Genomic DNA, 19236 nt, shown 5'->3' on the forward strand with positions numbered 1-19236 from the left:
CAGTCTGCGCCGGGGCGACGGGGGACGAGCCCGTCGTGCCCCGTCGGGCCCTGTCATGCCCCGTCATGTCAGCAGGAACGGCCTGTCCCGGGACATGGAGGGCGGGGTGTCGAGGGCGATCGAGCGGGGCGGCGGGGTCAGATCGGCGGGCGGGCGCCTGCGGCGGCGCTCGTGGACGAGGGCCAGGACGATCGCGGTCGCGATCGCTATCAGGTGCTCGCGCCCGGCCAGGTTGGGTACGGCGATCGACTCCCACACCATCGACCCGCCGGTGAGGGCGAACACGATGGGCGCGCGCCGGACGACGGAGATGTAGGTGAACAGGCCTACGACGGCGGCGGAGGGGCCGGTGTCCAGCACCTGCCCGATCTCGGGCGGCAGTCCGATGCCGTGCCGGCCCGGGCCGATGGCGAGCATCACGCGGACGGTGAGGGTGCCGGCGAGGGTGGTGGCGTAGGAGATGAAGAGGGTCCGGCGCCGGCCGAGGGCGAGTTCGGCCAGGGCGAAGGCGAGGAAGAGCTGGGTGATGCCGGCCCATACCGGCAGGTCCAGGGCCGGGACGTACAGGGACACGGGGGTCCGCAGCAGCGCCAGCCACAGCGGCAGGTCGGCGTAGACCCCGCCGAGCAGCCGGACCGCCGTCGCGCCGGTCGCGTGCTGGGCGATGGCGTGGAAGAAGATGACGCCGAAGGCGGCCAGGAAGGCCAGGGAGAGGGCCGCGGGGCCACGCCGCCTGAGCCGGCGGACCGGGTCGACGATGATGCCGCGCCACTCGTCCCGCAGCGTGCGCCAGAGGAACAGCGCGGCACGCCACCACAGGGCCCGCCGCTCGCCCTTCCGCGCGGCCAACGGCCGTGCCGGCCCGTCGCCGTCCAGCCTGCTGTCGGCGCCGTCCCAGCGCCCCGTCCCCCTGTGAAGCAAGACTCCCCCGTCTCCGGTCCCCGGCCCCACCTGCGCTCAGGAATCTAACTCTTGTTCGGTCGTGCAGCCCCTATGAGAGACGGTTGTGAACAGGGAAAGGTTCAGTGGGCCCCGTCCAGCCGGGCGCGCTGGCCGGCTGTGAGCTCCAGTTCCACGGCGGCCAGGTTCTCGTCCAGCTGGGCCGGCGAGGAGGCTCCGGCGAGCGGGACGACCGGCAGGTCACCGCCCAGCTGCCAGGCCAGGACGACCTGGTTGACGCTCGCTCCGGTCTCCCGGGCCACCTCGCGCAGGGCGGCGAGGCGGGGCGGGGTGCCGGGGTGGTCGTAGTCGGCCGGGAGACGGTCCGGGCGGACGTAGGCGCCCTTGAGGAGGGGGGAGTACGCGACCAGGGTGAGGCCGGGTTCGGCCCGCAGATAGCTCAGCGTCTCGGGTCCCACGGCTCCCAGGCTGCCGTCGGGGAAGAGGCCGCCGGGGATGTCGAAGCGGGGGCGCAGATAGCTGTGCTCGTACTGGAGGACCTCGTAGCCGGGCAGTCCGGCCGCGGCCGCGATCGCGCGGGCCCGCTCGACCCGCCAGACGGCCTGGTTGCTCACACCGAGCAGACCGACCGTGCCCTCGGCGACGAGTTCGGCGAAGGCCTCGACGCTCTCGCGCTGGGGGACGGTCGCGTCGTCGATGTGGGCGTAGAGCAGGTCCAGCCGGTCGACGCCGAGGCGTTCGCGGCTGCGTTCGGCCGACTCGCGGATCACCTTCGCGGAGAGGCCCTCGGGGTTGTCGAGGTAGCCGGTGCCGGGGGCGAGGGGGCGGGCGCCGAGCTTGGTCGCGATGACGATCTCGTCGCCGACGCCGCGGCTGCGCCGCCAGCGGCCGAGGAGCTCCTCGCTCTGGCCGCCCTGGCCGCCGTCCTCCCAGAAGGCGTAGTTGTCGGAGGTGTCGATGAAGGTGCCGCCGGCCTCGACATACCGGTCGAGCAGGGCGTACGACGTCTTCTCGTCGGTGCGGGAGCCGAACAGCATGGCGCCCAGCGCGAGGACGCTGACCTCGCGGCGGTGCGCCGGATCGGTTCCGATCGTGCGGTACTTCATGGGTGTCCCTCCCGTTCGTGTCCGGGTTCACCGGCTACGAACGGGAGTCTTCCTCTTGGAGTGCGCTTGAGGTCAACCCTGCGCGAAGGGTCCGTCCAGAGCGGCCCACTGCAGCAGCATGATGGTCTTGGCGTCGTTGATCTCGCCGGTGCGGATCATCTCCAGGGCCCGGCGGAAGGGCAGTTCGACGATCTCGATGTCCTCGCCCTCCTCGTCGAGGCCGCCGCCCTCGTGGGTGCGGGTCGAGGGGCCGTAGGCGGCGGCGTAGAAGCTGACCCGCTCGGTGACCGAGCCGGGGCTCATATAGACGTCGAAGACGTGCCGGACCTCGCCGATGGTGTGACCGGTCTCCTCCACCACCTCGCGGCGGACGGCGAGTTCGGGGTGTTCGTCATCGTCGTCGAGGAGTCCGCCGGGGGTCTCGATCAGCATGCCGTCGGGGTGGCCGTTGACATAGACGGGGAAGCGGAACTGGCGGGTGAGCAGGACGGTTTCGCGTGCGGTGTCGTAGAGCAGCATGGTGGCGCCGTTGCCGCGGTCGTGCGTCTCGCGCTGCTCGGTGCTCCAACTGCCGTCGCTGTGCCGGTAGTCGAAGGTCGTGGCGCGCTCGACGTACCAGTGGCTGGAGAGCAGCTTCACCTCCCTCACCTTCACGCGCGGGTTGCCGGTCAGGTCGAGGCCGGTGCGGTCGAGGCCGGTGCGGCCGCGGCGGTCCGGGGTGTCGACGCCGGCGGTCATCGCGGGCCGCCGGTGGTGCGTGTGTGGGTCATGGTCGCTGTCTATCACGGCCCCTGTTCAGGCCGGGGTGAGCACATGGGCGTGCCAGGCGGGCAGGTCGACGAAGAGGCCGGGGGCGAGCAGGGTGTCGCCGTCGCGGTCGTACGTCTGCCCGGTGAGCAGGTCGGTCAGGCGGTGCGGCCGGCCGGCCAGATCGGGCCAGGGCAGGGGGACCTGGCCCTGGGCCGGGGTGCCGGAGTCGTTGACGATCACGAGGTGGCGGGTGCCGGTGCCGGTCCAGCTCCAGGCGAGCAGGTTGTGGTGGGTGTCGTTGTCCGGCCAGCCGGTGACGGTGAGCAGGTGCCAGTCGCCGTCGCGTACGGCGGCCGCGGCCGGGATCAACCGGTCGTAGAAGGCGCGGAGTTGTTCGTCGACGGGTTCCCGCGGCCGGCGGGAGAGGAAGACGGGCGGGCGCACCGTACGGCCCTCGAACTGGCCTTCGTGCCAGAGGGTGGCGCCGGGCAGGGTGGCGACGGTGACGGCCGCCGCGCGGTGCCGGTCGGGCGGGAGGACCGCGGCGGCCCGGGGTTCGTCGTGGTTCTCCAGGAAGCGGACCAGCCCGCGCTGGTAGGCGAGGTCCGCCCGGAGGTGGGCGCGGGTGGAGTCGGCGCTCTCGTGCAGGAGGCGGTCGTAGAGGCGTTTGTCGTAGCAGTGGTCGAAGCCCTGTTGCTGCAGGGCCCATTCGAGGTCCCAGTAGGCCTCGGCGACGAAGAGCAGGTCCGGGTGGCGGGCGCGGACCCGCGGGATCACACAGGGCCAGAAGTCCTCGGCGGGCTGGGGGCCGGCGCGGTCGCCCCAGGTCTTGGCGAAGACGTCGTTCATGAGCAGCATCGCCATGTCGCAGCGCACTCCGTCGGCCTGGTCGCCGATGGCGACGAGGGTGTCCACGGCGGCCGTCCGCAGCTCCTCGCTGAACGCGTTGAGCTGGACCACGTCGGCCCAGGGGGCGAAGTACGGGTCGCGGCCGTTGGCGTAGACACGTCCGCCGGCTTCGAGGAAGGCCCCGGGTGAGCCCGTCAGGTCCTCCTGGGTGCCCTGGATGAGGCGTTCGGGGTGGTCGGTGAGCCAGGGATGGTCGGGGGCCACATGGTTGGGGACGTAGTCGAGGATCAACCGCAGGCCCCGGGCGGCGAGTTGGGCGCGGGCCTCGGCGAGCCCAGCCGGTCCGCCGAGGGTCTCGTCGACGACGTAGTCCCGCACGCAGTAGGCGGAGCCGGCGATGTCCGCGTCCGTGAGGTCGGGCAGGGCCGCGCGGAAGGAGGCGAGCAGGCCGGCGTCCCGCAGGGCGATGGCGAGTCCGGCCGGGCTGCGCTCCCACACGCCCATCAGCCAGACGGTGTCGATGCCGGGCCGGGCGACCTCGTCCCAGGCCTCGCCGGGGACGTCGCCCAGGGTGACGGGGCGGCCGTGGCGCTCGCTCAGCTCCCGTACCCAGACCAGGGTGTTGATCTCGTAGATCACCGTCATGAGAACGGCTCCTCCTCGTCGACCGTGAACCGCTCGTCCGCGGGCTGCCCCTCCCTGGGCCTGAGGGCCGCGCGGCCGCCGCGGTGCCAGTCGTCGGCGCTGATGGTGTGGAACACCGTCGCGGTGGCGGCGACCAGACCGGTCCAGCCGGTCTGGTGGGAGGCGCCGAGGCCGGCGCCGTTGTCGCCGTGGAAGTACTCGTAGAAGAGGATCAGGTCCTTCCAGTACGGGTCCTTGGCGAACTTCTCCTGTGCGCCGTGCACCGGCCGGTGGCCGTCCTCGCCGCGCAGGAAGGTCGAAGTGAGCCGGTCGGCGATCTCACGGGCGACCTCGTAGAGGTTGAGCTGCCTTCCGGAGCCGGTCGGGCACTCCACGGTGAAGCCGGCGCCGTGGTAGCAGTGCAGATTGAGCAGGGCGCGGATCATCAGGAGGTTCATCGGGAACCAGACCGGGCCGCGCCAGTTGGAGTTGCCGCCGAACATGCCGGAGTCGGACTCGGCGGGCAGATACCCGACGCCGTACGTCTGCCCGTGCACCTCGAAGTGGTACGGGTGCTCGGCGTGGTGGCGGGACAGGGAGCGGATGCCGTGCGGGCCCAGGAACTCGTCCTCGTCGAGCATCCTGGCCAGGATGCGGCGCAGCCGGTCCTCGCCGAACAGGGCGAAGAGATAGCGGCCGTCCGAGGTGGGGTCGGCGGTGGCCTGCTGGTCGACGAAGGCTTCGACGGCCGGGTGCCGCCGGATGAACTCCTGGGCTCCCTCGACCAGTTCGGGGAAGTTCTGGTCGGCCCGGCCGCCGATCACGCTGGTCGCCGCCAGCGGTATCAGGCCGACCATGGACCGCACCTTCAGCCGGGCCGCGCTGCCGTCGGGCAGGCGCAGCACGTCGTAGAAGAAGCCGTCCTCCTCGTCCCAGAGGCTGGCGTTGTCCTTGCCGATGCGGTTCATGGCGACGGCGATCCAGGCGAAGTGCTCGAAGAGCATCTGGGCCTGCTCGACGTAGACCGGGTTGTCGACGGCGAGTTCGATGGCGATGTCGAGGAGGTTCTGGCAGTACAGGGCCATCCAGGCGGTGCCGTCGGCCTGGTCGATGTGGCCGCCGGTGGGCAGCGGGGCGCTGCGGTCGAAGACGCCGATGTTGTCGAGGCCGAGGAAGCCGCCCTGGAAGACGTTGTTGCCGTCGACGTCCTTGCGGTTGAGCCACCAGGTGAAGTTCTTGATCAGCTTCTGGTAGGCGTTCTCCAGGAAGGCGCGGTCGGCGTGGCCGGTGCGGTGCTTCTCCAGCTCGTAGACGAAGAGGGTCGCCCAGGCGTGGACGGGCGGGTTGACGTCGCCGAAGTTCCACTCGTACGCGGGGATCTGGCCGTTGGGGTGCAGGTAGAGACGGCGCAGGAGGAGTTCGAGCTGGGACTTGGCGAAGCCGATGTCGACCATCGACAGGGCGATGGTGTGGAAGGCGAGGTCCCAGGCCGCGAACCAGGGGTACTCCCAGGTGTCCGGCATCGACATGACCGCGTCGTTGACCATGTGGTACCAGGCGCTGTTGCGGATGCCCGGGTCGGCGGAGAGCGGGTCGACGCCGTGTTCGGCGAGCCAGCGCTCGACGTCGAGGTAGTAGTACTGCTTGCTCCACAGCATTCCGGCGAGGGCCTGCCGTACCACCCGCCGCTCGTCCTCGCCCATGCCGTCGGGGAGGACACTCTCGTAGAAGGCGTCGGCCTCGGTGCGGCGCAGCTCCATGGTGGTGCCGAACTCGCCCCAGGGGTCGGCGAGTTCGCGGTCGCTCAGGCGCAGCCGGACCGTCACGCTCCCCCCGGCGGGCACCGTCAGCACGCTGTGCAGGGCCGCCTTGGTGCCGGTCAGCGCCGGGTTGACGGCCGATGTCTCGCCGTGGACGACACAGCGGTCGATGCCGTCCTTGACGTACGGGGTGGTGTTGGGGCTGCCGAAGATGCGCTCGTTGTTCGTCTCGTTCTCGGTGAAGAGGACGGGGACCTCGGTGTCGCAGTACAGCCAGCGGGGACCGAGTTCCTCGTGGTCGGCGCGGATGGCGGTGCCCGTGTGCTGGAGACGGGGCACGGCGGTGCCGCCCGCCCAGGACCAGGTGTGCCGGAACCAGAGGGTCGGCAGGAGGTGGAGGGTGGCCTCGTCGGGGCCGCGGTTGTGCGCGGTGATCTCGATCAGGAGGTCCTCGGGGCCGGCCTTGGCGTACTCGACGAAGACGTCGTGGTAGCGGTCCTCGTCGAAGACACCGGTGTCGAGGAGCTCGTACTCGAAGTCGTGCCGGTCGCGGGCCTTGTTGGTGTCGACGAGGTCGGCGTACGGGAACTCGCCCTGCGGGTACTTGTAGAGGTACTTCATGTAGGAGTGCGTGGGCGTGGAGTCCAGGTAGAAGTAGTACTCCTTGACGTCCTCGCCGTGGTTGCCCTCCTGGTTGGTCAGGCCGAACATCCGTTCCTTGAGGATGGGGTCGCGGCCGTTCCACAGGGCGAGCGCGAAGCACAGCCGCTGTTTGTCGTCGCTGACGCCCGCGATGCCGTCCTCGCCCCAGCGGTAGGCCCGGGAGCGCGCCTGGTCGTGGGTGAAGTACGACCAGGCGTCGCCGCCGGGGCTGTAGTCCTCCCGTACGGTCCCCCACTGGCGTTCGCTGAGGTACGGCCCCCAGCGGCGCCATGCCGCGCCGGAAGCGTCGGCCTGAGCGAGCCGCTGCCGTTCGGCGTCTGTCGCGCCGCTGTCCGCCGTCATCGCAGCCTCCTCGTAGCCCGGCACGGTTCCCAGCCTCGGGGGTGCCGGACGTCCCCGCAATGGGTGTGGGGCGGAGGGGCGACCCTCTCCGCTCTTCGAAGCCCGGATTGCGTACCGCCGGCTCAGTGGGGCGGGCTGTCCCCGAAGGCCGTCACGGTGAGGAAGCGGATGGGGAGCGCGAGCAGGGTCTCCGGGCCGTGCGGGGCCTCGCCGTCGAACTGGAGGGCGTCTCCGGGGCGCAGCGTGTAGCTGGACTTGCCGTGGCCGTAGACCATCTCGCCCTCCAGCATGTAGATGATCTCGGTGCCGGCGTGCTGGAAGAGCGGGAAGACCTCGCTCTGCTCGGTGAGGGTGACCAGGAGGGCGTCCATCCGCTTGTGGGCGCCCCTGAGCGAGCCGAGCTGGGCGTACTCGTGGCCGACGCGGGTGCCGCGCCGCACGATGCGGGCGCCATGACCCGCCGGGACGAAGACGGCCTCCCGCTCGTCGTCCATCCCCCGGAAGAGGGCCGTGACCGGGACGTCGAGACCGCGCGCGAGCCGGGAGAGCGTGGTGAGACTGCACGCGGTCTGGGCGTTCTCGATCTTCGACAGCATGGCCTTGGAGATACCCACCCGCAGCGCCATCTCGCCGACGGAGAGCCCGGCCGCCTGCCGGTACTCACGGGCCCGGACCGCGATGATGCGTTCCAGGGCCTTGTCGTCGGCCTCCGCCGCGGGTTCGGGGTGCTCGGTCACCGGCGCATCCTATGCCGGGCGGTCCAGGCGGAACCGCCGGTGGGGCTCGGCGCGCCCGGTGGCGAGGTCGGCGGCCATCGCACCGATGAGGGGGGTGAACTTGGCACCCTGGCCGGAGCAGGGCGAGACGATGACGAGGGGGCCGTGCCGGTCCAGTACGAAGTCCTCGTCCTCGGTGGTGGTGTAGAGGCAGGTGGCCTCCGCGACCGGGCCGGGGTCGAGGCCCGGGAGGCGGTCGCGGACGAAGCCGCTCACCCGGGTGCGCGAGGCCGGATCGACGAGGCCCGTGCGGGTGCCGGCCGTGGTGGGGGTGCCGCGGCCGTGTTCGGCGACCTTGACGGCGGGCAGCGGGCCGCCGTCGGCGCCGGACGGCAGGCCGTAGATCTGCATGGCCTCGTCCTTGAAGACCAGTGTCGGCCACGGCACGGACGGATCGCGCTGAGGGAAGTGGAAGACCTGCTGCTGGGTGACCGTCAACTTCGGCAGTGACAGGGGCAGTCGGAGGTCCGGCAGCCAGGCGCCGGCCGCGATCACCGCGGTGTCGGCGGTGAGTTCACGTCCGTCGTCGGTACGCAGCGCCACCTTCTGGCCCACGTCGAACCCGGTGACGCGGACACCGGTCCGGACGTCCGCGCCGTGCTCGGCGGCGCGTCGCACACACGCGGCCACCGTCCGGTCGGCGTCGATCACTCCCGCGTCGGGCTGGTACAGGACCGGCCCGTCGAAGGTGATGTGCGGCCAGCGCTCCGACGCGGCCTCGGCGCCCAGGAGTTCGCACGGCACCCGGGACTTGCCCAGCACTTCGGACAACCCGACGGGGTCGCGCCCCGCCCCGAAGTCGAGGCCGCCGGTGATGCGCAGCAAGGGAGTCGCGCTGTCGTGCTCCAGCTCGCGCCACAGCTCATGGGCCCGTCCGGTCAGCTCGACGTAGAGCTTCTCGCCGTACACCCGCCGGAAGATCCGCGAACTGCCGTGCGAGCTGCCGTGCCGGTGGCCGATCTCGTACGCCTCGATCAGGGTGACCTCGTGGCCGCGGCGGGCGAGCTCCCAGGCGGTGGCCGCGCCCATCAGCCCGGCACCCACGACTGCGATCACAGGCCCTCCCCGGGGATCCAGTTGGTGCCGGCCAGCGGGACGCGGGCCATGGCCGCCGACTCGATGGTAAGCGCGACCAGGTCCTCCGGCTCCAGGTGCAGCAGATGCGCCTTGCCGCAGGCGCGGGCGAGGGTCTGGGCCTCCATGGTCATCACACGGAGGAAGTTGGCGAGGCGCCGGCCGGCCGCCATCGGGTCGAGGCGGGCGGCGAGTTCCTCGTCCTGGGTGGAGATGCCGGCCGGGTCACGCCCGTCCTGGAAGTCGTCGTAGTAGCCCGCGGCGGAGCCCAGCCGTCGGTACTCGGCGTCGTATCTGGGGTGGTTGTCGCCGAGGGCGATGAGCGCGGCCGTGCCGATGGCGACCGCGTCCGCGCCGAGCGCGAGGGCCTTCGCCATGTCGGCGCCGCCCCGGATTCCGCCGGAGACGATCAGCTGGACCTCCCGGTGGACGCCCAGCTCCCGCAGGGCGCGCACGGCCTGGGGCAGGGCGGCCAGGGTGGGGATGCCGACGTGCTCGATGAAGACGTCCTGGGTGGCGGCCGTACCGCCCTGCATGCCGTCGACGACCACGACATCGGCTCCCGCGTGGACGGCGAGCTTGACGTCGTAGTAGGTCCGGGTCGCGCCGACCTTCACATAGACCGGCTTCTCCCAGTCCGTGATCTCCCTCAGCTCCAGGATCTTGATGGCGAGGTCGTCGGGGCCGGTCCAGTCGGGGTGGCGGCAGGCGCTGCGCTGGTCGATGCCCACGGGGAGCGTGCGCATCCCTGCGACCCGTTCGGTGATCTTCTGCCCCAGCAGCATGCCTCCGCCGCCGGGCTTGGCGCCCTGGCCGAGGACCACCTCGATGGCGTCGGCGGCGCGCAGGTCGTCGGGGTTCATGCCGTAGCGGGACGGCAGGTACTGGTAGACGAGGTTCTTGGAGTGGCCGCGCTCCTCGGGGGTCATACCGCCGTCACCGGTGGTGGTGGAGGTGCCGACCTCGCCGGCGCCCCGGCCGAGGGCCTCCTTCGCCTGGGCGGAGAGGGCGCCGAAGCTCATGCCGGCGATGGTGACGGGAGTGGCGAGCCGCAGGGGGTTCTTGGCGTGCCGGGTGCCGAGGACGACGTCCGTGTCGCAGCGCTCGCGGTAACCCTCCAGCGGATAGCGGGACATGGAGGCGCCGAGCAGCAGCAGGTCGTCGAAGTGGGGCAGTCGGCGCTTGGCGCCCCAGCCGCGGATGTCGTAGACGCCGGTCTCGGCGGCGCGCTGGATGGCGTGGATGGTGGCGCGGTCGAAGGTGGCGGACTCGCGCAGGCCGTGGGATGCGGGTTCCATGGTTCCTCGAACTCCCTCAGTACGACTCGGACGACTGGGACGACTGGGACGGCCAGGACGACTAGTACGACGCCGAGTTGTCGACCTTGAAGTGGTACAGCTCGCGGGCCGATCCGTAGCGCCGGAACCCGGCGGGGTCCTCGTCCCGCTCGGCCGACTTCAGCAACTCGGCGAGCTCCGCGAGGTGTTCGGGGCGCATCTCCTTCTCGACGCAGTCGGCGCCGAGCGACCTGACCGCGCCGCGGACGTAGAGCCGGGCCTCGTAGAGCGAGTCGCCCAGGGCGTCCCCCGCGTCCCCGCACACCACCAACCGCCCGGCCTGTCCCATGAAGGCGCTCATATGGCCGACGTCTCCGCCGACGACGATGTCCACGCCCTTCATGGAGATCCCGCAGCGGGCGGAGGCGTCCCCGTCGATCACGAGCAGTCCGCCGTGGGCGGTGGCCCCGGCCGACTGGGACGCGTTGCCCCGCACACGCACCGTGCCGGACATCATGTTCTCGGCGACTCCGGTGCCCGCGTTGCCGTGCACGGTGACCGTGGCGCGCTGGTTCATGCCGGCGCAGTAGTAGCCGACATGGCCCTCGATGTCGACGGCGAGATCCTCCCGGATGCCGCAGGCCACGGCGTGCGCGCCGCGCGGGTTGAGCACGCGCCAGGCCGTGCCCCCGGGCGAGTGCAGGGCCTGGTTGAGCTCTCGTACCGGCGTCCGGGCCAGGTCGATCAGCGTCGCCATACGTACACCTCTTCCGGCTCGGGTTCGAAGATCCGGGCGTTCTCGATGCCCGGCAGGACGTCCAGGGCCCGGTACTCGGAGGCCATGGCCACCCATCCGGACGTCTGAGCGACGAGCGCGGGCTTGCAGGCGATGGCGTCCCGGACGACCGCGAAGGAGTCGCCGGTCGACACCAGCAAGGTGTAGAAGCCGTCGAACCGCTCGCACAGCAGCCGCAGCGCCTTCTCCAGGTCGGCGCCCCGCTCCAGCTGGCGGGCGACGAAGCGCGCTCCGACCTCGGAGTCGTTCTCGCTGTCGAACTCGACGCCCTGGGCGCGCAGTTCGCGGCGGATGGTGGCGTGGTTGGCGAAGGAGCCGTTGTGCACCAGGCACTGTCCGGGGCCGACGGAGAAGGGGTGTGCGCCCTCGGGGGTCACGGCCGACTCGGTGGCCATCCGGGTGTGTCCGACGCCCTGCCAGCCGGTGACGGAGGCGAGCCCGAAAGACGTCGCCAACTCCACGGGGTTTCCCGTTCCCTTGAGCACGGCCATGCCCCGGCCGGACCCGATGACGGTGGCGTGCGGCAGTGCTTCGGCCACCGCCGCGAGCAGGCCCGGGTCCGCGTGCACGACCGTCGTGGCGTCGGCCTCGACGGCGACCGCACCCGGCAGCGCGGCCTCCGCCTCGGCGGGCGTGACGCCGAGCAGCGAGACCACCTCGCGTCCCGGCGGCGAGAGCCGTGGGTCGCCGTAGACGGCGACTCCCGCCGAGTCCGGGCCGCGCTCGACGACCTGGCCGAGCATCGCGCCCAGCAGTTCGCCGAGCCGTGGTTCGAGAGAGGGCTCACGCAGATGCAGCCCCACGATCCCGCACATCTCAAGTCCCTTCAGAAGGCCGTCAGATAGCGGTCGAGCTCCCAGGGGCCGACCGTGGCATGCCAGTCGAAGAACTCCTCGCGCTTGAGGTCGGCGAAGTAGCGGCTCACCCCCTCGCCGGCCGCGTCCAGGGCGCCGCTGATCACGTCGTCTGCCTGGAGCGCCTCGACCGCGTGCAGCAGGGTCGGGGGGAGTTCCGGGCCCTTGCCGGCCGCGCCCGGCTCACCGGGGTCGAGACCCCGCTCGATGCCGTCGAGTCCGGCCGCGAGGGTGGCCGCGGCGGCGAGATACGGGTTCGCCGCGCCGTCCGGGCCGCGCAGTTCGACGCGGTTGCCGTCGGGGACGCGGACGAAGTGGGTGCGGTCGTTGCCGCCGTAACTGGCCAGGCGCGGGGACCAGGTGGCGCCCGAGCGGGTCGAGACCGCGCCCGTGCGCTTGTAGGAGTTGACCGTCGGCGCGATCACGGCCTGCAGTGCCCGCGCGTGCTCGAGGACGCCCGCGACGAAGGAGTAGGCGAGCGAGGACAGACCGAGGCCCCGTCCGTCGGAGGGGTCGGGGAAGACGGGTTCCTCGCCTCGCCACAGCGACAGGTGCAGATGCATGCCGGTGCCGGTGCGGTCGGTGAACGGCTTCGGCATGAACGTGGCGGTCATGCCCCGCTGTTCGGCCAGCACCGACACCAGGTATCGCAGGGTGATGACCCGGTCGGCGGTGGTGAGGGCGTCGGCGTGCAGGAAGTTCTGCTCGAACTGGCCGTTGCCGTCCTCGTGGTCGTTGGCGTAGTTGCCCCAGCCGAGGAAGTTCATGGCGCCGGAGACCGCGGTGAGGTGGTCGTACATCCGGGTCAGTCCGCGGGCGTCGTAGCAGGGGCGGGCCGCAGTGTCCCTGGCGTCGGCGACGCCGAGCACGCCGTGCTCGTCCCGGTTGACGAGGAAGTACTCGACCTCGGCGCCGACCGACATCGACAGGCCCTGGGCGGCGGCCCGCTCCAGCAGCTCGCGGAGGATGACCCGCGGGGCGTACGGCCAGGGATCGCCCTCCACGTACGGGTCGCAGTGGACGAGGGCGAGGCCGGGCCTGACGAAGGGGAGGGGGGTGTACGAGCGGGCGTCCGGCCGGGCGACGACGTCGGGGTCGCTGGGCTGCTGGCCGAGCGCGCCGGCCGCGTACCCGGCGAACCCGACGCCCTCGTCGCGGAGTTCCTCGACAGCCTGGGCCGGCACCAGCTTGGCGCACGGCTTGCCGGTCAGATCGACGAAGACGGCCAGTACGAACTCGATGCCGTCCGCGCGGACCAGCTCGGCGAGATCGGGGGCGGCGATCGCCATGGGCCCCTCCTTGGATGTCTACTGTCATGAATCATCGTTGCCCATGAGTAGACACCTTTGGGATTACGGGGGGATTTCCACCGAGGAAGGTCCGGGTAAGCCGAAGGGCCGGGCACCGCCCGGAAGAGGCGGCGCCCGGCCCTGACGTACCGTCAGAATCCAGACCGGTCAGGCCGTCGGCACGGGGTACAGCATGCAGCTGCTGGTGGCGTGCGCGAGAAGCCGGTCCGCCGGGTCGAGGAGCTGCGCCTCGGCGAGGGCGGTGCGGCGGCCGCCGCTCAGGACGCGGCCGACGGCGCGGACCTTGCCCGTGTCGGCCGTGACCGGCCGCAGGAACTTCACGGTCAGGTCGAGCGAGGTGTACGCCATGCCCTGCGACAGCGTCGACTGGACCGCGCAGCCCGCCGCGGAGTCGAGCATGGTCGCGTAGACACCGCCGTGCACGCTGCCGATGGGGTTGTAGTGCTCCTCGCCGGGGACCAGGGAGAACACCACCCGCCCGTGTTCCACCTCTTCGACGGCCATGCCCAGCGTGACGGCGATCGGCGCCGCCGGGAGGCGGCCCGCGAGGATCTCCCGGAGGAAGTGCAGGCCGGAGCCCTCGCCGACGGCGCCCGCCGAGATCGCGGGGTCGTCCCATGCGTACGTACGCGAGCGTTCCATGTGGCTGCACCATCTCCCTGGCTCTTTTCTTCGAAGCTAGCTTCCGCCGAAGCTGACTGTCAATGACAAAGCCAGGTGGCCTACGATGGCCCCATGAAGTGGCTCGAGATGAGCACCGAGAACTGCCCGCTCCAGCACACGCTCGACATCGTCGGCGAGAAGTGGACGCTGCTGCTGCTGCGCGACGCCTTCAACGGGGTGCGTCGTTTCGACGACTTCCGCCGGCATGTGGGGCTCTCCGAGGCGGTCCTCGCCAACCGGCTGCGCAAGCTGGTGGAGGCCGGAATCCTGAGGAGCGTGCCGTACCAGGAGCAGGGCAGCCGGACCCGGCACGAGTACCGGCTGACCGCCAAGGGCCGCGATCTGTGGCCGGTCCTGGTGGCACTGCGCCAGTGGGGCGAGGCCTATGTCGGCGACCCCGAGGGGCCGGTCCTGGACATCCGGCACAGCGACTGCGGCGCACCGGTGCGGGTGGTGGTGGAGTGCTCCGACGACCACAGCGGATTCGGCCCCAGGGACGTCACGGTCCGGCCGGGGCCGGCGGCCCGGCCCTGGAGCTGACCGCAGGGCTCACGTCGGATCGCTCACGCCCGTACGACCGAACTCGTACGTCAGCAGGCGCAGGCCGTTGAGGCCGACGAGGACCGTCGAGCCCTCGTGGCCGGCGACGCCGAGGGGCAGGGGCAGGGGCAGGGTGCCGAGGAGATCCCAGGCGACCAGGCCCGCGATGAAGACGCCGGCGAGGACGAGGTTCTCCGCCACGAGCCGGCGGGCCCGGCGGGAGAGGGCGATCACCGCGGGCACGGTGGCGAGTTCGTCGCGCACGATCACCGCGTCCGCGGTCTCCAGCGCCAGATCGGAACCGGCCCGGCCCATGGCGACGCCGGTGTGGGCGGCGGCCAGCGCGGGGGCGTCGTTGACACCGTCCCCGACGACCAGCACCTTGCGCCCCGCACCCTCCCACTCCCTCACCGCGTCCACCTTGTGCTGCGGCAACAGCCCCGCCCGGACGTCCTCGATGCCCACCTCGGCGGCCAGGTGGGCGGCGGCTCGCGGGTTGTCGCCGGTCAGCAGGACGGGGGCACCACCGGTGAGGGCGGTGAGGGAACCGACCGTGGTCACGGCGTCGGGGCGCAGCCGGTCGGCGAGGCCGAGCAGGCCGACGGGGGTGCCGTCGGAGACGACGAGGACGGCGGTACGGCCGCGCGCCTCCAGCTCGGCGGCGACGGCGACGGCCCGTGCGGCCATGGCCTCGCCCGCACCGCCGGACCCGTCAGTGTCCGCATCCACGTCCGCGTCCCCGTCACCGTCCGCGTGCGTCCTGCCGTCGAGCAGCCGGGCCGGCGCCCCGACGGCGATGCGCCGCCCGCCGACCCTCGCCGTCACACCCACCCCGGGCGTGGAGGAGAACTCCTCGGCCGGCGACGGCTTCAGCCCCCGCTCGCGTGCCGCCTCCACCACCGCGCGCGCCAGCGGATGCTCGCTGGGGTGCTCGGCCGATGCCGCCAGGGCCGTCAACTCCCGCTCCCCCAGACCGGATCCAGGGAGCGGTCGTACGTCCGTCACCCGCGGCACACCCTCCGTCAGCGTGCCCGTCTTGTCCAGCGCGACCGCGTCGACCTGGCCGAGCCGCTCCATCACGACCGCGGACTTGACCAGCACACCGTGCCGTCCGGCGTTGGCGATGGCGGACAGCAGGGGCGGCATGGTGGCCAGCACGACCGCGCAGGGCGAGGCCACGATCATGAAGGTCATCGCCCGCAGCAGCGCCCCCTTCAGATCGTCGCCGAAGGCGAGCGGCAGCAGGAAGACGGCGAGCGTGGCCGCCACCATGCCGAGCGAGTAGCGCTGTTCGACCTTCTCGATGAACAGCTGGGTGGGCGCCTTGGTCTCGGACGCCTCCTCGACCATGCGGACGATCCGGGCGATCACCGAGTCGGAGACGTCCCGCCCCACGCGGACGCGCAGCGCGCCCGTGCCGTTGACGGTCCCCGCGAACACCTCGTCACCGGGTTCCTTGGCGACGGGCAACGGCTCGCCGGTGATGGACGCCTGGTCGACCTCGCTCACCCCGTCCAGCACCCGCCCGTCGGCACCGACCCGCTCCCCCGGCCGTACGAGGACGAGGTCGCCGACCGTCAGCCCCTCGACCGGCACGGTCTGTTCGGTGCCGTCCCGGGCCAGCCTGGTCGCGGTGGCCGGCGCCAGGTCGAGCAAACCGCGCACCGAGTCGGCGGTGCGGGCGGTGGCCAGTGCCTCCAGTGCGCCCGAGGTCGCGAAGATGACGATCAGCAGGGCGCCGTCCATGACCTGCCCGATCGCGGCGGCGCCGAGCGCGGCGACGACCATCAGCAGATCGACGTCGAGGGTCCGCTCCGCCAGCGCCTTGAGCCCTTCCCAGCCCGGCTCCCAGCCGCCCGTGAGATACGCCAGCGCGTACGGCGGCCCCCAGAGCCAGGCCGGCTGCCCCGTCAGCTGGAGCGGCAGCGCCGCGAGGAAGGCGACGGTCGCGGCGAGCGCCCAGCGCGCCTCGGGCAGGGCGAGGACGCGGGTGCGCCGCCGGGGCGCGGGGGCGTCGGGTGCGAGGGCACGGCGGGGCGGGGTGAGGGTCGAGGTCACCGGCTCACCATACAGGAACACATGAAGAGTCATTCATCTCTTCATTGGTTCATCCGTACGCCGTCCTTCGCCTGTCCGCCGCCCTTCGCCTGTCCGCCGCCCTTCGCCTGTCCGCCGTCCTTCGCCTGTCGGTCGCCCATCGCCTGGCCGCCGCCCTTCATGTGTCCGCCGCCCTTCGCGCGTCGGCGCAGCAGCAGACGGCGTGCCGGGACCTCGACCGCCTCGTACAGGACCCACGCCAGTCCCAGGGACACGGTGAAGGCCACGACCGTGACCGCCAGGCCCTCGACCACCCCGAAGCGGGGACGGAAGCCCAGCAGGCTGATGCCGGCCCGCAGGACCAGCAGATGGACCATGTAGAACGCGAAGGACAGCTCCCCGAGCCGCACCATCCGCCGGTGCCGCCACAGCGAGGGCAGTCCGCGCAGGTCGGCGAGGGCCGCGGCCGGGATGAGCAGGGCGAAGCCGATGACGGTGCAGGTGGTGGCGGGGTAGCCGGGGGTCACCCGGGGGACCAGGAAGTAGCCGATGATCGCGAGGGCGAGCGAGGCCTCCAGGCCCGGTCCGCGCCAGCGCTCGAGCTGGACCAGCCGGGCGACGGCGGCGCCGATCACGAACTCGGGCAGCCGGGCGGCGGGCAGGGAGTAGAGCGGCTGCGAGAACCAGTGGTGGGCGTCCGCCCAGGCCAGCGCGAAGACCGCGAGCAGCGAGAGGCCGGCCAGTGCCGCCGTCCCCCGGGCACCGAGCCGGCGGAGCAGCAGCGCGAGCGGCGGGAAGGCGGCGTAGAAGAAGGCCTCGCAGGCCAGTGACCAGCTGACCGGGTCGAGGGTCTGCCACCACGGGCGCCACCAGGAGTGGACGAGCAGGACGTTGGCCACGCCCTGCCCCAGGGTCGGCTGGGCCAGATGCGGCAGCGTCCAGGCCATGAGGAGAGCGACGGCGGCGGTGACCAGGTGCACCGGCACGATGCGGGCGACGCGCCGTCGCCAGAAGGCGGGGGCGCGGTCGCGCGGCCTGGCGGACCACATGAGCACGAACCCGGAGAGCACGAAGAAGAAGGACACACCGGTGGCGCCGGCGCCGAAGGCCCAGGTCGTGAGCGACTGGGCGGTGCCGTCGAAGTAGCGGAAGTTGTGGATGTGCAGGCCGAAGACGAGCAGTGCGGCCATCCATCTGAGTCCGGTGAGGGACGGCAGGGCGGGCGCCGAAGGGGTGCGGGCGGTCCTGGTGCTGGAGGGACTCGGAATGACGAGGGTGGCGGACGACGACATGAGAGGGAGCGTTGCCGCTTCCCCATTTTCCAATCGGTGCCGTTGGGAACGTCACACGAACGGGGGGCGTCATCTGAATCGTCCCTGATGTTAGGCCTCCGCTACCGGTGGGTCTATCGTCGGAATCGTGGGCCAGAGGTGGGAGGTCGGCAGGTGATGCCGCAGGACGAGGCCGTGATCGGCTGCATCGGCAAGGTGCTCATCGGCACTCGCGGCTCCGCGGGCCCCGGTGAGGTCCTGGTGAGCGTCCGGGGCGGCTCGGAGACCTTCCTCGCCTGGTCCGACGATCCCCTGCCGACGGGGGCGACCGTGCTCGTGATCGAGTCACGAGGCTGTCGTGAGGTCGGCGTCATCGAGTGGGAGGACCCACTCTCGGCGTTCGGCGACCGTGCCGACGCAGACTGAGGAGTAGCAGAATGTTCGGTTACCGCGTTCCCGCTCCCGACGAGGCGATGCTGATCTCGGGTGGCAGGCGGGGACTGGGGGGCGCGCCGTTCCGGGTGGTGACGGGGCACGGCAAGTTCGTGCTGCCGTTCTTCCGAAAGACCCGTTTCCTCACGCTGGCGATGTGCGAGTCCGAGGTCACCGAGACCTGTGTGACCCGGCAGGGCATCGCCCTGCACGTACGCGCCGTCATCGCCTTCAAGGTGGGCAACGACCACGAGAGCATCATCAACGCCGGTCAGCGCTTCCTCTCCGACCAGGACCAGATGTCGGTGCTGACGGGGCGGATCTTCGCCGGTCATCTGCGGGCGATCATCGGTTCGATGACGGTCGAGGAGATCGTCACCGAGCGGCAGAAGCTGGCCGCCGAGGTGCTGGACACCTCGAAGATGGAGATGGCGAAGATCGGTCTGATCGTGGACTCGCTGCAGATCCAGTCGATCGACGACGGCGACGCCGGCTACATCGACGCGATGTCCGCGCCGCACCGGGCGGCCATCCAGCGGCAGGCCCAGATCGCCCAGGCGCAGGCCACCCAGACGGCGGCGGAGGCCGAGCAGGAGGCGGCGCGCAAGCAGGCCGAGTACGCCCGGCAGACGGCCGTCGTGAAGGCGGAGTACTCGGCCGAGGTGGACCGGGCGCAGGCGCAGGCCGCGCAGGCCGGACCGCTGGCGCAGGCGCACGCCCAGCAGGAGGTGCTGGCCGCGCAGACCGAACTGGCCCAGCGGCAGGCGAAGTTGCGCCAGCAGCAGCTGGTGGCGGAGATCGTGAAGCCGGCCGAGGCGGAGGCCGAGCGGATCAGGCTGCTCGCCCAGGCGGACGCCCAGCGGATGAAGATCCAGGCCGAGGCGGCGGCCTCGTACGACCGGGTCGCGCTGGACCGGATGCTGATCGACCAGCTCCCGCAGATCGTGAAGGAGGCCGCGGGCGGCCTCGCGGGTGCCAACGTCAACGTCCTCAACGGTGCCGACGGCCTCGGTGAGATCGCCGCGGGCCTGGTCTCGCAGGGCCTGACGATCCTGGACTCGGTCCGCTCCAACCTCAACGGCGGCCAGGACTCCGACAGCCGGCAGCCGTCGAACAACGGCGTCCTCGAACTGCGCGCCAACAACGACCGGAAGTCGGACGACGGCCCGGTGGACGTCAACTGACCGAGCCGCACGGTTGGTTCAGGGCTGC

At 71.7% G+C, this 19236-nt stretch carries 17 protein-coding genes; 3 read left to right on the plus strand and 14 right to left on the minus strand.

Features of this window, described 5'->3' with window-relative positions; genetic code table 11:
• Positions 1–63: 63 nt before the first annotated feature.
• The 12 genes from ABZT17_RS13140 to ABZT17_RS13195 all read right to left on the minus strand — a co-directional run bounded on the left by ABZT17_RS13140 (position 64) and on the right by ABZT17_RS13195 (position 13723).
• A complete protein-coding gene (locus ABZT17_RS13140) occupies positions 64–801 on the minus strand; it encodes a hypothetical protein (RefSeq protein WP_356347603.1) in 738 nt (245 codons plus the stop codon).
• 221 nt (positions 802–1022) lie between these two features.
• Positions 1023–2006: an aldo/keto reductase gene (locus tag ABZT17_RS13145; protein WP_356347551.1), complete on the minus strand. Its 984-nt coding sequence runs from the start codon at positions 2004–2006 to the stop codon at positions 1023–1025.
• Positions 2007–2078: 72 nt separating this feature from the next.
• A complete protein-coding gene (locus ABZT17_RS13150) occupies positions 2079–2744 on the minus strand; it encodes an NUDIX domain-containing protein (RefSeq protein WP_356347553.1) in 666 nt (221 codons plus the stop codon).
• Between the two features lie 57 nt (positions 2745–2801).
• A complete protein-coding gene (locus tag ABZT17_RS13155; RefSeq protein WP_356347555.1) occupies positions 2802–4250 on the minus strand; it encodes an alpha-amylase family glycosyl hydrolase in 1449 nt (482 codons plus the stop codon).
• Positions 4247–6994, minus strand: a complete 2748-nt coding sequence (locus ABZT17_RS13160; protein ID WP_356347557.1) for a glucosidase — start codon at positions 6992–6994, stop codon at positions 4247–4249. The genes ABZT17_RS13155 and ABZT17_RS13160 overlap by 4 nt, the downstream gene beginning before the upstream one ends.
• A 122-nt stretch (positions 6995–7116) precedes the next feature.
• Positions 7117–7731 carry an XRE family transcriptional regulator gene (locus ABZT17_RS13165; protein WP_356347560.1) on the minus strand — a complete coding sequence of 205 codons (615 nt, stop codon included), beginning with the start codon at positions 7729–7731 and terminating at the stop codon, positions 7117–7119.
• Positions 7732–7740: 9 nt separating this feature from the next.
• On the minus strand, positions 7741–8826 hold the full coding sequence (locus ABZT17_RS13170) for an FAD-dependent oxidoreductase (protein WP_356347562.1): 1086 nt from the start codon (positions 8824–8826) through the stop codon (positions 7741–7743).
• A complete protein-coding gene (locus tag ABZT17_RS13175) occupies positions 8823–10142 on the minus strand; it encodes an FMN-binding glutamate synthase family protein (RefSeq protein WP_356347565.1) in 1320 nt (439 codons plus the stop codon). Before ABZT17_RS13175 ends, ABZT17_RS13170 begins: the two co-directional genes overlap by 4 nt.
• Before the next feature lie 61 nt (positions 10143–10203).
• Positions 10204–10878 (minus strand): glutamate synthase, encoded by a 675-nt coding sequence (locus ABZT17_RS13180; RefSeq protein WP_356347568.1) that lies wholly within the window; start codon positions 10876–10878, stop codon positions 10204–10206.
• On the minus strand, positions 10866–11732 hold the full coding sequence (locus tag ABZT17_RS13185; RefSeq protein ID WP_356347570.1) for a glutamine amidotransferase: 867 nt from the start codon (positions 11730–11732) through the stop codon (positions 10866–10868). Before ABZT17_RS13185 ends, ABZT17_RS13180 begins: the two co-directional genes overlap by 13 nt.
• 11 nt (positions 11733–11743) lie before the next feature.
• The gene (glnT, locus tag ABZT17_RS13190; RefSeq protein ID WP_356347573.1) at positions 11744–13060 is read right to left on the minus strand and encodes a type III glutamate--ammonia ligase; all 1317 of its coding nucleotides are present in this window, start codon (positions 13058–13060) and stop codon (positions 11744–11746) included.
• Positions 13061–13228: 168 nt separating this feature from the next.
• Positions 13229–13723: a PaaI family thioesterase gene (locus ABZT17_RS13195; protein ID WP_356347575.1), complete on the minus strand. Its 495-nt coding sequence runs from the start codon at positions 13721–13723 to the stop codon at positions 13229–13231.
• Between the two features lie 93 nt (positions 13724–13816).
• On the opposite strand from ABZT17_RS13195, the gene ABZT17_RS13200 reads away from it, so the two are divergent.
• Complete coding sequence (locus tag ABZT17_RS13200; protein WP_356347577.1) at positions 13817–14284, plus strand: helix-turn-helix domain-containing protein; 468 nt, start codon at positions 13817–13819, stop codon at positions 14282–14284.
• Between the two features lie 9 nt (positions 14285–14293).
• Here the strand turns inward: ABZT17_RS13200 and ABZT17_RS13205 are convergent, their stop codons facing one another.
• Together ABZT17_RS13205 and ABZT17_RS13210 are read right to left on the minus strand one after the other, a co-directional pair.
• Positions 14294–16342, minus strand: coding sequence for a heavy metal translocating P-type ATPase (locus tag ABZT17_RS13205; protein WP_356347579.1), 2049 nt, complete (start codon positions 16340–16342; stop codon positions 14294–14296).
• Positions 16343–16383: 41 nt separating this feature from the next.
• Entirely contained in the window at positions 16384–17613 is a 1230-nt protein-coding gene (locus tag ABZT17_RS13210) for an acyltransferase (protein WP_356347582.1), read from the minus strand.
• Positions 17614–17769: 156 nt separating this feature from the next.
• Here ABZT17_RS13210 and ABZT17_RS13215 point away from each other — a divergent pair, with 156 nt between their 5' ends.
• Positions 17770–18018 carry a hypothetical protein gene (locus ABZT17_RS13215; RefSeq protein ID WP_356347585.1) on the plus strand — a complete coding sequence of 83 codons (249 nt, stop codon included), beginning with the start codon at positions 17770–17772 and terminating at the stop codon, positions 18016–18018.
• A gap of 11 nt (positions 18019–18029) precedes the next feature.
• Complete coding sequence (locus ABZT17_RS13220; RefSeq protein WP_356347589.1) at positions 18030–19208, plus strand: SPFH domain-containing protein; 1179 nt, start codon at positions 18030–18032, stop codon at positions 19206–19208.
• Positions 19209–19236 lie beyond the last annotated feature (28 nt).

Origin of the sequence: Streptomyces sp. NPDC005648 (assembly GCF_040605395.1) — a bacterium.
In the GTDB taxonomy this organism is placed as follows: domain Bacteria; phylum Actinomycetota; class Actinomycetes; order Streptomycetales; family Streptomycetaceae; genus Streptomyces.

Bases quoted from the DNA above. Each gene is read 5' to 3' on its own strand.
- ABZT17_RS13155 (WP_356347555.1), bottom strand. From the start codon at position 4,250: ATGACGGTGATCTACGAGATCAACACCCTGGTCTGGGTACGGGAGCTG.
- ABZT17_RS13180 (WP_356347568.1), bottom strand. From the start codon at position 10,878: ATGGCGACGCTGATCGACCTGGCCCGGACGCCGGTACGAGAGCTCAAC.
- ABZT17_RS13160 (WP_356347557.1), bottom strand. From the start codon at position 6,994: ATGACGGCGGACAGCGGCGCGACAGACGCCGAACGGCAGCGGCTCGCT.
- glnT (WP_356347573.1), bottom strand. From the start codon at position 13,060: ATGGCGATCGCCGCCCCCGATCTCGCCGAGCTGGTCCGCGCGGACGGC.
- ABZT17_RS13215 (WP_356347585.1), top strand. From the start codon at position 17,770: ATGCCGCAGGACGAGGCCGTGATCGGCTGCATCGGCAAGGTGCTCATC.
- ABZT17_RS13145 (WP_356347551.1), bottom strand. From the start codon at position 2,006: ATGAAGTACCGCACGATCGGAACCGATCCGGCGCACCGCCGCGAGGTC.
- ABZT17_RS13185 (WP_356347570.1), bottom strand. From the start codon at position 11,732: ATGTGCGGGATCGTGGGGCTGCATCTGCGTGAGCCCTCTCTCGAACCA.
- ABZT17_RS13150 (WP_356347553.1), bottom strand. From the start codon at position 2,744: ATGACCGCCGGCGTCGACACCCCGGACCGCCGCGGCCGCACCGGCCTC.
- ABZT17_RS13210 (WP_356347582.1), bottom strand. From the start codon at position 17,613: ATGTCGTCGTCCGCCACCCTCGTCATTCCGAGTCCCTCCAGCACCAGG.
- ABZT17_RS13220 (WP_356347589.1), top strand. From the start codon at position 18,030: ATGTTCGGTTACCGCGTTCCCGCTCCCGACGAGGCGATGCTGATCTCG.
- ABZT17_RS13195 (WP_356347575.1), bottom strand. From the start codon at position 13,723: ATGGAACGCTCGCGTACGTACGCATGGGACGACCCCGCGATCTCGGCG.
- ABZT17_RS13175 (WP_356347565.1), bottom strand. From the start codon at position 10,142: ATGGAACCCGCATCCCACGGCCTGCGCGAGTCCGCCACCTTCGACCGC.
- ABZT17_RS13200 (WP_356347577.1), top strand. From the start codon at position 13,817: ATGAAGTGGCTCGAGATGAGCACCGAGAACTGCCCGCTCCAGCACACG.